Annotated in this window: 10 protein-coding genes; 9 read left to right on the forward strand and 1 reads right to left on the reverse strand. The window is 65.2% G+C overall.

Annotated features, from left to right (window positions below; translation table 11 throughout):
• Positions 1 to 16: 16 nt before the first annotated feature.
• Complete coding sequence (locus ACPDIX_RS05615; RefSeq protein WP_423430799.1) at positions 17 to 1843, reverse strand: 2-oxoacid:acceptor oxidoreductase subunit alpha; 1827 nt, start codon at positions 1841 to 1843, stop codon at positions 17 to 19.
• Positions 1844 to 2279: 436 nt separating this feature from the next.
• Between ACPDIX_RS05615 and ACPDIX_RS05620 the strand changes: the two genes are divergently transcribed.
• The 9 genes from ACPDIX_RS05620 to ACPDIX_RS05660 all read left to right on the forward strand — a co-directional run bounded on the left by ACPDIX_RS05620 (position 2280) and on the right by ACPDIX_RS05660 (position 12534).
• Positions 2280 to 3071, forward strand: a complete 792-nt coding sequence (locus ACPDIX_RS05620) for a hypothetical protein (protein WP_423430800.1) — start codon at positions 2280 to 2282, stop codon at positions 3069 to 3071.
• Positions 3072 to 3168: 97 nt separating this feature from the next.
• Entirely contained in the window at positions 3169 to 4497 is a 1329-nt protein-coding gene (locus ACPDIX_RS05625) for an efflux RND transporter periplasmic adaptor subunit (protein ID WP_423430801.1), read from the forward strand.
• An 89-nt stretch (positions 4498 to 4586) separates the two neighbouring features.
• On the forward strand, positions 4587 to 5276 hold the full coding sequence (locus tag ACPDIX_RS05630; protein WP_423430802.1) for an ABC transporter ATP-binding protein: 690 nt from the start codon (positions 4587 to 4589) through the stop codon (positions 5274 to 5276).
• Positions 5273 to 6502, forward strand: a complete 1230-nt coding sequence (locus ACPDIX_RS05635) for an ABC transporter permease (RefSeq protein ID WP_423430803.1) — start codon at positions 5273 to 5275, stop codon at positions 6500 to 6502. Before ACPDIX_RS05630 ends, ACPDIX_RS05635 begins: the two co-directional genes overlap by 4 nt.
• Positions 6499 to 7833 (forward strand): ABC transporter permease, encoded by a 1335-nt coding sequence (locus ACPDIX_RS05640; RefSeq protein ID WP_423430804.1) that lies wholly within the window; start codon positions 6499 to 6501, stop codon positions 7831 to 7833. The genes ACPDIX_RS05635 and ACPDIX_RS05640 overlap by 4 nt, the downstream gene beginning before the upstream one ends.
• 381 nt (positions 7834 to 8214) lie before the next feature.
• Positions 8215 to 10308, forward strand: coding sequence for an elongation factor G (locus ACPDIX_RS05645; protein WP_423430805.1), 2094 nt, complete (start codon positions 8215 to 8217; stop codon positions 10306 to 10308).
• Positions 10309 to 10536: 228 nt separating this feature from the next.
• On the forward strand, positions 10537 to 10683 hold the full coding sequence (locus ACPDIX_RS05650) for a hypothetical protein (protein ID WP_423430806.1): 147 nt from the start codon (positions 10537 to 10539) through the stop codon (positions 10681 to 10683).
• Between the two features lie 2 nt (positions 10684 to 10685).
• Positions 10686 to 10925 carry a CDGSH iron-sulfur domain-containing protein gene (locus ACPDIX_RS05655; RefSeq protein WP_423430807.1) on the forward strand — a complete coding sequence of 80 codons (240 nt, stop codon included), beginning with the start codon at positions 10686 to 10688 and terminating at the stop codon, positions 10923 to 10925.
• 247 nt (positions 10926 to 11172) lie between these two features.
• A complete protein-coding gene (locus ACPDIX_RS05660) occupies positions 11173 to 12534 on the forward strand; it encodes a Gfo/Idh/MocA family protein (RefSeq protein ID WP_423430808.1) in 1362 nt (453 codons plus the stop codon).
• The last annotated feature ends 119 nt before the right edge of the window (positions 12535 to 12653 follow it).

Raw genomic sequence — 12653 nt, forward strand, 5'->3', positions numbered from 1 at the left:
AGTTGGGAAACCGGGTTCATACGGGCTGGGCTTGCAAGGCGTTGAGCTTCTCCTGCAACCGTTCCAGGATTTCGCGCACCTTGAAGGTGAGCCCGTCGGTCTTGTTGATTCCCCGGATGTTGGGGTTGCAGTAGCGGGCCCGCAGGAGGGTGGCCAGTTGGCCATACCCGTAGAGACCTTCGTCGTTCATCTCGACCACGAAAATGTGGCGGAAGCCGGAGAAGATTTCATCGAGCCCGTTCGGCAGCGGGTTCAGATGCCGGAGGTGGAGGGCGGAGACGCTCAGCCCCTGCGCCCGGGCGCGGTCCACCGCCTCGCGGATGGGGCCGCGGGTCGAGCCCCAGCCCACCAGCAGGACCTGACCTTCGTTGGGGCCGTAGGTTTCCGGCCGGGGCAGCCGCTTTGCCAGGGCCTGCAGTTTGCGGCGGCGCTTGGCGGTCATGGCCGCGTGGATCTTGGGCGAGGCGGACGGATGTCCCATTTCATCGTGTTCCAAGCCGGTCAGCACCGGGTATTTGCCGCTCAGGACCTTGGTGCCCGGCGGGATGTGCCGGGTGACGCCGTCGGGTGCGTTCAGATCGTAGGGCTTGTGATCGGGTACCGGGTCGAATTTGGGGGAGATGTCCTGGCAGAGTTTTTCCAGCTCGGGCTCCAGAAACGCCTCGATGCGGGTGGCGATGGATTGGTCGCTCAGGATGAACACTGGTACACTGTACTCCCGGGCGATGTTGACCGCCTCGATGGCCGTGTAGAAACAGTCCTCCACATCGGCCGGCGCCAGTACCACGCGAGGCGCGTCGCCGTGGCTGCCGAAACACGCGATGTAGAGGTCCGACTGCTCGGGGTTGGTCGGCATCCCCGTCGAAGGCCCGGCTCGTTGCACGTCTATGACCACCAGGGGCACCTCGGCGTTGACCGCCCAGCCCACGGCCTCGCTCTTGAGCGAGATACCCGGACCGCTCGAACCCGTGACCGCCAGGTAGCCGGCGTAACTGGCCCCGATGGCCATGGAGACCGCTGCAATCTCGTCCTCGGCCTGGACGAATGTCCCGCCGTACTTCGGCAGTTCGCGGCGCAGGGTCTCCATCACGTCCGACCAGGGTGTGATCGGGTAGGCGGCACCGAACCGGACGCCGGCGGCGATCAGCCCGTAGGCCAACGCTTCGTTTCCGCTCATGACCACCTGGGGACGTTCGCGCTTCCGGCTCTCGGCCAGGCGATACACCTCCTTCAGGTGGTTGGACGCGTACGCATACCCTGCGTGGAAGGCCAGCAGGGCATTCCGCACCGCGCTCTCGTCCTTGCCCTGGAAACGCTCGCGAATCAGCTGTTCCAACTTGGGAACGTTGAGGTCGAAGAACCGGGCGACCAAACCCAGGGCGAAGATGTTCTTGCCCTTGTCGCGGGCGGTGCCGCCGATGGCCTCGATGGTCTGGCTGGTGATGGGGACGCCGATGTGGACGTAATCCTTCTGCCAGTCCGGCTTGGGCTCCACGTTGTCGGTGTCGTAGAGGACGATCCCGCCTTTCCGGAGCGAATAGATGTGGTTCTCGTAGGAATGCTGGTAGAATGCCAGGAGAAAATCCGCCTCGTCCCCCGCGCTCAGCACCTCACCGGAGCCGATACGGACCTGGAAGATGGACGGCCCTCCGGAGATCGTGGACGGGATGGTCATGTACGTCATGACCTCCTGTTCGCTCCGGCCGGCCAGCCGGGCCAGGATCTGGCCCATGGCCTGAATGCCGTCCTGGGAGTTGCCCGCAATCCGAATGACCGCTTCCTGAATGGGGTGCATCCTCTCGTCCGCCATCGGCGGGGAGGCGCTCTGAATTGTCTCGCTCATGGTCCGATGGAACCTGCCTTCTACGCGGTTCAGCCGGGGTTTTTGCCGGGTGGATTGCCCGCGGCAACCGGCTGGCCCGCACCTCACCCGTAGCCTACTCCGGCCGGGGGTTATGTCAAATGCTTATGCCCCCGTTTAAGGGCTTTCGGCGCCCGCCGGTCTCATCCTGGTGTTGGACCCGCCGGCGCGTGAAAGGTTTCACAACCACAGCATTTGCAAGTGTGATGCCAAAAGATGTGTATGGTTTGTCCGTTCCCCTGCCACGGCAGTCCGGGTGGGGTGCGGGAGAGCCGAAAGGTGCGGCTGCGTGGTCGGGTGGAGCAGGGTTTTGCAGAGCCGCGTGTTGTGCCGGTCTGCAGCGGCTGGACATTGCCGGGCACATGTTTCATCGTGGGCCAATTGGAAGGCAGCTCGCCAGCGAGACGCCGGGTCAGCCATGGAACAGCCACCCGTGTTGGAACCGGAGCCGCAGGATGCCCGGTCCGAGTCCACGCCGCCCCTGTTCACGGTATGGGCTCGGATGGTGAACGTGTTCGGTGTGCCGGGGCAGGTGTTCGACGACCTGTTGCGGTCGCGGCCGCATCCGGCTCATTGGTGGTTGCCGGCGGCTTTGGGATTCTGGATCGGGGTGGTGGCCACGTGGTGGGCGTGGGAGGGGGCGGGCTTGCGCCAGCTCTGGCTGATGCGGCATCGGGCGATATGGGAAGCGCGGGTGGAGGCCGGCTTGTCGGATCGGGCGTCTGCGGAGGAACGGTTGGCCAGGGCCGAACGTACGCTGGACTCGCCCTGGTTCCGGAGTTCGGTGGTGTTGGAAGGCGGGCTGCAGAGCGGACTGCGGTTTCTGGTGTGGGCGGGGGTGGGCTGGGCGCTGGCCAGGTGGGTCTGGCGGAGAAAGGTCCCGTGGTTACGCTGCTGCGAGGTTTCCGGGCTTGCCAGTTTGATCGGCCTGCTGGGGGATGTGGTGAGCCTGCTGTTGTTGGTCCCCGGTGGTGATTTTCCCGCGGCTGCCTCATCCGAAGGCGAAGCACTTTCGCCGGCCATCGAACGATGGTTGTGGATGGTGGGGTTCGTGCAGAGTTTGCTGGGGTTTTGGCACATGGCGGTGTTGGGCCTGGGGATGTCGAAGTTGACCGGCCTGGATTGGGTGCGGGTGTTGTGGTGGTTGGTCGGCCTTCGATTGATCTGGATGGTGGTGGCCGGTTTGGTGGGGCTGGGGTTGGGGATGTAAGGCCGCGAACGCGGGAGCAAGTTTATTGAAACCTCCGGGCCCTTGCGCGCGTAGCATGGGTTGGTGGCGGAGGTTTCCGACACGGAAATGGATCAAAATGGCACAGGGCAGGAAGGCATGGCGTTGGGTCGCGCTGGCAGGCGTGGTGGTGATGGCGGCCGGCGTGGTGGGTGGGGTGTTGTGGCAGCGGCGCGCACCGGTTTACGAGGTGCAGACGGAGAGGGTGGAACGCCGCAACTTGACGGAGGTGGTGGTGGCCAACGGTCGGATCCAGCCGGTGGTTCAGATCAAGATCAGTGCGGAGGTGAGCGGTGAGATCGTGGAGCTGCCGGTCAAGGAGGGGCAGTTCGTCCGGGAGGGTGAGCTGCTGGCTCGGATCAAGCCGGATGTGTATCAGGCCAACCGTCGTTCGGCGGAGGCGTCGTATCAGGCGGCCTGTTCGGCCCGGGCGCAGGCGGAAGCCAATTTGCGGAAGGCAGAACTGGAGTTTCGGCGTCAGGAGGAGTTGTACCGGGCGCATTTGATATCCGAATCGGCGTTTTTGGAGGCCCGCACGGCCCTGGAAGTGGCGCGCGCACAACTGGAGCATGCGCAGCATCAGGTCGAGGTGGCCCGGGCGTCCCTGGCACGGGCGGAGGAGGAACTGGCCAAGACCACCATCTACGCTCCGATCAGCGGGACCATCAGCCGGTTGAGTGTGGAGCGGGGCGAGCGTGTGGCCGGCAACACCATGATGGCGGGGACCGAACTCATGACCCTCGCCGATTTGAACAACATGGAGGCACGGGTGGAGGTGGGCGAGACCGACGTGGTGCTGTTGCGTCCGGGACAGAGGGCACGGCTGGAGGTGGACGCGTTCCGCGACCGCACGTTCACCGGTTACGTCACGGAGATTGCCAACTCCTCGCGCAACCTGGACCAGCCGCTCGGTTCCCAGGAGGCCACGAAGTTCGAGGTGCGGATCCGGATCAACGAAAAGGAGGTGTTTCGTCCCGGGATGAGCGTGACGGCCGAGATCGAGACCCGTTATCGAACCAATGTCCTGACGGTGCCGCTGGCCAGCGTGACCGCGCGTCCGTTGGAGGTTTCCGGTGGAGAAAAGGGTTCGGCGCAAAAGAGTGACGCGGAGCGGATGGGAGACGGCGCCGAATCGACCGATTCGGCCGGTGATGCGTCCGCCCGGCGGCGGGACCGTGACAAGCCTCAGACGCAGTCGGTGGTGTTTGTGGTGGAGGGCGACCGTGTGCGCATGGTACCGGTGAAGGTGGGAATCAGTGATGCGGACCATTGGGAGGTGCTGGAGGGGCTGGAGGAGGGGCAGGAAGTGGTTTCGGGCGGATACAAGGTGATCCATCGGGATTTGACCGACGGCGCGCGGGTGCGTGTGGTTCCCCGGGAGGGACGTGCCGGGGGAACGGGCGGTTGATCCGGACCCGGGTGCCCGGCGCGGCCCGATCGAAAGGGGGCTGCTCCCGCCGGTGCGTGAGGACGGTCTCCGGGCCGAAGAGGGGAAGGATGAGTCTGATCCGGTTGATTCAGGTGGGACGCTGTTACCGCATGGGCGCGGAGACGATCCATGCCCTGCGGGAGGTGGACCTGGAGATCGAACGGGGCGAGTACGTGGCCATCATGGGGCCTTCCGGCTCGGGCAAGTCCACGCTCATGAACATCATCGGGTGCCTGGATAGTCCCACTTCCGGCCGGTACGAACTGGACGGGGTGGACGTCAGTCGGATGGACGACAATCAACTAGCGGAGGTTCGCAACGAACGGATCGGTTTTGTTTTCCAGAGTTTTCATCTGCTGCCGCGTTCGACGGCGCTGCACAATGTGGAACTGCCATTGATTTACGCCGGTGTGCCGGCGGAGACGCGGCGCCGCCGGGCCTGGGAGGCCTTGGAACGGGTGGGTTTGGCGGATCGGGTGCATCATCGGCCGAACGAACTGTCCGGCGGGCAGCGCCAGCGTGTGGCGATTGCCCGGGCGCTGGTGAACCGGCCGGCGCTGTTGCTGGCCGACGAACCCACCGGGAACCTGGATTCGAAAACGGGCGAGGAGATCCTGGCGTTGTTCGACAGCCTGTGGCGGCAGGGCCACACGATCCTGTTGGTGACACACGAGGAGGACGTGGCCCGGCACGCGCGGCGCGTGGTGCGGATCCGTGACGGGCGGATTGCCGCTGACGAAAGGCGGTCGGGTCCATGAGGCTGGCCATTGAACTGGGAGAAGCCCTGCGCATGGCGCTGGCGGCGCTGGTGGCCAACAAGCTGCGGGCCGCGCTGACCACGCTGGGGATCGTGATCGGGGTGGCCACCGTCACGCTGATGGGCACGGCCATCGAGGGGTTGAACCGTTCGTTCCTCCAGAGCGTGTCGAGGATCGGCGCGGATGTGCTGTTTGTGGACCGGATGGATTGGTTCATCGGTTCGCGGGAGGTCTGGCTGCGGATGCAGAAACGGCCGCGGATCGAGCCGGTTCATGCGCGGGCCCTGGCGCGGGAGGCGGACTTTGCGCTGGCGGTGGCCCCGGTGGCGCGGGGGAACCAGCCGGTGCGCTATCAGAACCGCAGCGCCGGCAGTGTGTTCATCATCGGGACGACCGAGCAGTATCCGATCACGGCAGGTGTGCGGGTGGCGCTGGGGCGGTTCCTGAGCGGGTCGGAGGTGGCCGGTGCACGACCGGTCTGTGTGATCGGCACCGAGGTGGCCACGAACCTGTTTCGCCACGAGTCGCCGCTGGGGCGGCGCGTTCGCATTGGCGGCGGCACGTTCGAGGTGGTGGGGGTGTTGGAGCGGCAGGGCACCTTTCTCGGGGCGTTCAGTCTGGACAACCAGATCATCGTACCGCTGGGGGCGTTTCTGACGTGGTTTCAGAACCGGCCGGACCTGCAGATTCAGGTCAAGGTGGGCAACGTGGCGGCCCTGGAGGACGCCCGGGAGGAACTCCGCCAGGCCATGCGTCGGGTGCGCCGGTTGGAACCGGGGGAACCGGACGATTTTTCGATCAACCAGCAGCAGCAGTTCATCCGGGTCTTCGAACAGGTCGGGGGGACTCTTGCGGTGGTGGGATTGTTCATCACCGGTTTGTCGTTGTTCGTGGGAGGGATCGGGATCATGAACATCATGTTCGTCTCCGTGGCCGAGCGCACGCGTGAGATCGGGATTCGGAAGGCGGTGGGGGCCAAACGGCGGGCGATCCTGATGCAGTTTCTGTTGGAGGCGGCCGCCATCTGTTTGATGGGTGGTCTGCTGGCGCTGGCGCTGGCCTGGCCGTTGACGTGGGTGCTTCAACTGATGCTGCCGGTGCAACTGTCGTTGCGGGTGGCGGCTCTGGCGCTGGGAGTGGCGCTGGCAACGGGGTTGGTGTCCGGGTTGATGCCGGCGTGGCGGGCCGCCCGCTTGAATCCCGTGGACGCACTGCGAGCCGAATGAACGAGCGGTCTTATCCCTCCCGACCGGGCGCGGCGGTTCCTCCGGTTTTGGACGTAGTGTCGCCGGGGCGGAAACGATCGCGGCGGACCTGGTATTGGGCCGAGATGGCCGAGGCGTTCCGCATGGCTATGGCGGCCCTGTCGGCGCACAAGTTGCGTTCGGGACTGACGCTGCTCGGTGTGCTGGTGGGCGTGTTCTCCATCATGGTCACCATGACCGCGCTGCGCGTGTTGCAGCGGAACGTGGAGAGGGAGATGAGCCAACTGGGGGCACACACGTTCGCGGTGCGCAAGTGGCCCGCGCTCTACTTCGGGGGACCGGAAGGGTTCGAAAAATACTGGCGCCGCAAGCCGATCACCTGGGAACAGGCCCAGAGAGTGGCGGCGCGTGCCGAATTGACGGCGGCCATCGGTGTGGAGGACGAATTCTGGGCCGGTGAGGTCTCCAGCCGGTACGGCCGGACGGCGCCCACGATCCGGTTGCTCGGTGTGACCCCCGGCTGTTTTCCCGCCCGGAACTGGATCGTGGCCGAGGGACGGGCCCTGACGGAGGATGACGTGGTCAATGCCCGCGAGGTATGCGTGTTGGGCGATGGCGTGGCGCGGGTGTTGTTTCCGTTCGGCGGCGCGGTCGGGCAGACCGTCAAAATGGACGGCGTGCCGTACCGTGTGGCGGGCGTGATCGCGCCCAAGGGGGGCGCCCAAGGGAGCGAACAGGACGATTTCGTGGCGGTGCCGCTGCAGACGGCCTTGAACCGGTACGGCCGGAGCAATCGCAGTCTGACCCTGTTGGTGCAGGCGCGCGATGCGGCGGTGTTCGAGGATTGTGTGGAGGAGGTGCGGGGCCTGCTCCGGCTGGCCCGCCGGGTGCCGCCGGGGGAGGAGGACGACTTCGAGATCTTCTCCAACGACTCTCTGATCGAGCAGTTTCAGGCGTTCACCCTGGCGGTGCGCGTCGGGGTGGCGGTGATCAGTTCCATTGCGCTGGTGGCGGCCGGCGTGGGGATCATGAACATCATGCTGGTGTCGGTGACGGAACGCACCCGGGAGATCGGGATCCGACGCGCGGTGGGCGCGAAACGGCGCCACATCCTGGGCCAGTTCATTCTGGAAGCGGTGGTCTTGTGCCAGGTGGGCGGCGTGCTGGGCATCCTGTTGGGGATTGTGGGCGGGAACCTGACGGCCTGGTATTTCAAGGTGCCCCCTGCCCTGCCGTGGGACTGGACGCTGGTGGGGCTGCTGAGTTGTTCGGCCGTGGGGGTGGTGTTCGGGACCTACCCGGCGTTGAAGGCGGCCTATTTGGATCCCATCGAGGCGCTGCGGTATGAGTAGGGAGCCCCGCCGGGTGGCGGGTCCTCACGTGCCGGATCCGCACACGCGGCGGCGGTCCCCGGGGAGGGAGCCACCAAGCGTGGCTCCTGCCGGGGCTCCCGGGGTGTGAGGGCCGCCCGGGCAGGGCCCGCCGGCGATGCAGGCGGGCGGAGAACCGTTTGACACGAGCCGCGGACCGGGTCGCGCCATTGACGTGATCGGCGGCGGCGTCCTAAGTTGGCGCCCGAATGTTGACGTGCGCGGCCCGGGCGCAGGCCGGTTCTCCGGGGCCACGCCGGTGGCGAATCCGGAAACCAAGCTGCGCACACGGCCGCAGGGGTGGGAGGTCCGGGGTCCGTCAACCCCGGTCTCCCGGGGTGATTGAACACGACGCGAAACGGCATGAAAACTTATCAACCTTCGGACATTCGGAACTTCGCCATCGTCGGCCACGCCTCCTCCGGCAAGACCATGCTCAGCGAATGCATGCTGGCCTGTGCAGGCGTGATCAACCGGTTGGGGAGCGTGGCGCAGGGTTCGACGGTCTCCGACTACCACGAGAACGAGCGGGAGCGGAAGATCTCGATCCAGACCTCGATGCTGCACCTGGAATGGCTGGGCCGGAAGTTCAACATCCTCGATTGTCCGGGGTATCTCGATTTCATTGCCGAGGCCTTGGGCGCGTTGCGGGTGGCCGATCTGGCGGTGATTGTGGTGGATGCCAAGGACGGTCCCGGGGTGGGCACGATGCAGGTGTGGGACTGGGCCACGCAGTTCGGCATGCCGAAGGTCTTTGTGGTTAACGGCCTCGACAAGGAGAATGCGGACTTTGAACGCACGCTTGCCCAGATCCGCGAATTTGCCGGGGAACGGGTCTTTCCGTTGAGTGTGCCGCTGGACGCCGGTCCCAGCTTTCAGAAGGTCCTGGACGTGCCGCGCAGTGAGATCATCACGTACCAGCGGGACGGCGCGGGCAAGTTTGCCGAGGCCCCTGCCGGGGGACCGGAGGCCGACCTGGTCAACCGACTGCACGAAAAACTGATGGAGTACATTGCCGAGGCGGACGATTCGCTCACCGAGAAGTATCTTGAACAGGGCCGTCTGACCGAGGAAGAGCTGCGGGGCGGGTTGCATCAGGCAATCTTGCGGCAGAGTTTCATCCCGTTGTTTGCCACCTGTGCGGAGCACAATGTGGGCGTGGCGCGGCTGATGGATTTCATCGCCAAGTACGGAGCGGCACCCACGGATCGCCCCAAGGTTCGGGCGTTGGATGCCAACGATCAGCCTGTGGAGGTGTCGCTCACCGATCCCGAACCGGTGGCCTACGTCTTCAAGACGGTCAGCGAACCCAAGTTTGGCGAGGTGTCGTTCTTCCGCGTGTACGCGGGCAAGGTCGCGGTGGGCTCGGAACTGTACAACCCGCGCAGCCGGGCCACCGAAAAGGTGGGTCAGCTCTATCTCCTGAACGGGGCCAACCGGGAGCCCATCAACGAGATTCCGGCCGGCGACATGGGTGCCACGGTGAAACTCAAAAGCACCCACACCTGTGACACCCTTTGCAGCCCCAAGTTCATCTGCCGGTTGCCGGGCGTGGAATGGCCCAAGCCGAGCATCCACGCCGCGATCGAACTCAAGGTCAAGGGTGAGGAGGACAAGCTTTCCCAGGGCCTGGCAGCCCTGCATGCGGCCGATCCCACGTTCACCTACACCGTGGATGCGGAGCTGCGCCAGACCATTCTGTCCGCCCAGGGCGAGCTTCATCTGATGGTGATCACCGACGAACTGAAGAAGCGGTTTCGCGTGGAAGTGGACCTGGTCCCGCCCCGGATCCGTTTCCGCGAGACCATCAAGTCCAGGGGCGAGGCCAAATATCGGCACAAGAAACAGACCGGTGGCGCCGGCCAGTTCGCCGAGGTGTGGATGCGGATCGAACCGAAGCCGCGCGACACCGGCCTGGAGTTCACCGAGTCGTTGGTGGGCCAGAACGTGGATCGCGTCTTCGTGCCCTCGGTGGAGAAGGGTGTGCAACGGGCCGCCGCTGAAGGGATCCTGGCCGGATACCGCGTTACGGACGTGAAGGTGGACTTCTACGACGGCAAGATGCACCCGGTGGACTCGAAGGACATCGCCTTCCAGATCGCCGGCTACGAGGCCTTCAAGGAGGCGTTTCGTTCGGCCAACCCGATCCTGCTGGAACCCATCCAGAACGTCGAAATCCGCGTGCCCGAGGAATACATGGGTGCCGTCATGGGGGACCTCTCCAGTCGCCGGGGCAAGATCTTGGGCATGGAAAGTCTGGGCCGCATGCAGATCATTCGTGCCCAGGTGCCTGCAGCGGAAATGTACCGGTACGCCGTGACGCTGCGTTCCCTGACCGGCGGCCGGGGTGTTCACACGGAGGAATTCAGCCACTACGAGGAAATGCCGGCGGCCCTGGCGCAAAAGGTCATCGAGGAAAGCCGACGGCAACGGGAACAACAGGCGGCGGAGAAATAGCCGGCGAGGTTTTCCTGTGCCCTGGATTCCGGCGGGCGGCTTGGGCCCGGGGCCGGCGGGGAGGTGTTTGACAGCCGGCGCGGCAAATGCGGTGGCGTCCGGGACGGCCAGCGCCGGCGGGGTGGCAAAGGGTCGTGCGGCCAGGCCGGACCGGCCGCGCCGGTACGGCGCGGCGCTCCGGCTGGTGCTTTACACCGGGCCGGGTTTCGAACATTTTGAGCCGGGGTTATGGACATCTTTTGGAGCATTTTTTGCGTGCCGATTGGCGTGCTGCTCTGTTTCGGACCGGCGCTGATCGCCTGGGTGTTCGTGGAACGGCGTTCGGAACGGAACCGGCAGCGGTCTACCCACGTGAATTCCTCCGTTTCGCACTGACCATGAGCGAGCCCAAAATCGCCGCGCGGCAGCCTTACGTGAGGGAGATGCAGCCGGGCACCTACTGGTGGTGCGCCTGCGGGCATTCGAAGGAGCAACCCTTTTGCGATGGTTCCCACAAGGGCACCGGGTTGGGCCCGGTGAAGGTGGTGATCGAAACTCCGCGCACCGTGGCCTGGTGCGGGTGCAAACGTTCCGGCAACGGCGCGTTTTGCGACGGGACCCACGCACGGCTGGGTTGACCCGGTGCTGGCGTGGTGTCGCCCGCCGGTGAGCCCGGCCGGCCGCGTGGCGGGTCGATTGGGCGGCGCGCAGACGCGAGAGGGCGTGGGGGGATCGTCGCCGGCTTTTTCGCCGGGCCTCCAGGCGCCGGGGCTTGTCTGGCCGGACCCCGCCTGCAATGCGGGATGCGGATTTTGTTTTGAACAGCGGGGCGTGTGGGCTGCATACTTCTTTTTGGTTCAGGAACAAGGTGATTTCCGGAGCATCATGAAAGAGGATCAGACCCAGGGACGTTCGGGCGTCAGCCGACGCACGTTTCTTCACAAGACCTCCTTGGCCGTGGCGGGAACGGCCGCGGTGAGCGGGTTTCCTTTTGTGATCACCAGCCGGGCCGAGCCGGACGATCCGATCCGGGTTGGCGTGATCGGCTGTGGCGGGCGTGGAGGTGGGGCGGTCCTGGACGTGTTGGGGGTTCAGACGGAAGTGGTTTACCCGCGCGAGGGCTACCATACGGAGACGGTCAAAGAAGGGGCCGCCGTGACGCGCAAGAACGTTTCGGTGATCGCGCTGGCGGATTTGTTTCCGGACCGTCTGGCTGCGTGCCGTCAGAATCTGGCGCGCGTGGGCATCACCGTGCCGGACGACCACTGTTTCACCGGGTTCGATGCGTACAAGCAGTTGCTGGCCATTCCGGAGGTGAACTACGTGATCCTGGCCACGCCGCCGCATTTTCGGCCGATGCATTTGATGGCGGCGGTGCAGGCCGGGAAACACGTGTTCATGGAGAAGCCGGTGGCCGTGGACGCCCCCGGGGTGCGCATGGTCATGGAAGCCGGGCGGATCGCCAAGGAAAAGGGCCTGGGCATTGTGGCGGGGACGCAGCGCCGGCACATGCGGAGTTACAACGAGACCATCAAACGGATCCGGGACGGTGCGTTGGGCGAGTTGATGTACGGCACCTGTTACTGGAACGGCGGGGTCATCTGGGTCGTGGAACGGCGTCCCGAATGGTCGGACATGGAATGGCAGATCCGCAACTGGAACTATTTCACCTGGTTGTCGGGGGACCACATCGTGGAGCAGCACGTCCACAACCTGGACATCATGAACTGGGTGATCGGGGCACACCCGATTCGCGCGCGGGCCCTGGGTGGCCGGCAGGCCCGGCCGCCCGGTCCCACCTACGGCCACATTTACGATCATTTCGCCGTGGAATACGAGTACCCCAACGGCATCCGCGTCTTCAGCCAGTGCCGGCAGATGGATCATTGCGACAATCTGGTCGAGGAGTTCATCGCCGGGACGAAGGGCACCAGCAACTGTCAGAGCTGGATCCGGGTGAAGGGAGGCGAGACTTGGCGGTTCCGCGAGCCGGAGGTCAATGCCTACGAGCAGGAGCACCTGGACCTGATCGAGAGCATCCGCAAGGGGGAGCCCCTCAACGAGGCGCAGGCGATCGCCCAGTCCACCTTCACCGGGATCATGGGGCGCGAATCCGCCTACAGCGGCAAAACCGTAGAGTGGGACAGCCTGATCAAGTCGGAGCGCCGGCTCGGACCGGACAAATACGAGTTCGGTCCGCTGCCTTTTCCGGAGGTGCCGATCCCGGGCCGGTACCGTTTGGGTTGAACCCCCGTCATGGCGGAGGGGCGATCGGTGCCGGGCGGTTGGGCCCTTTCTGCCGGCGGTTTGTGAAGCCACCGGATCCATCGGGACGGCGCGTGTGGGTGCGCAGCTTCCCGGCGATG

This window comes from Limisphaera sp. 4302-co (genome assembly GCF_049537155.1).
Taxonomy (GTDB): domain Bacteria; phylum Verrucomicrobiota; class Verrucomicrobiia; order Limisphaerales; family Limisphaeraceae; genus Limisphaera.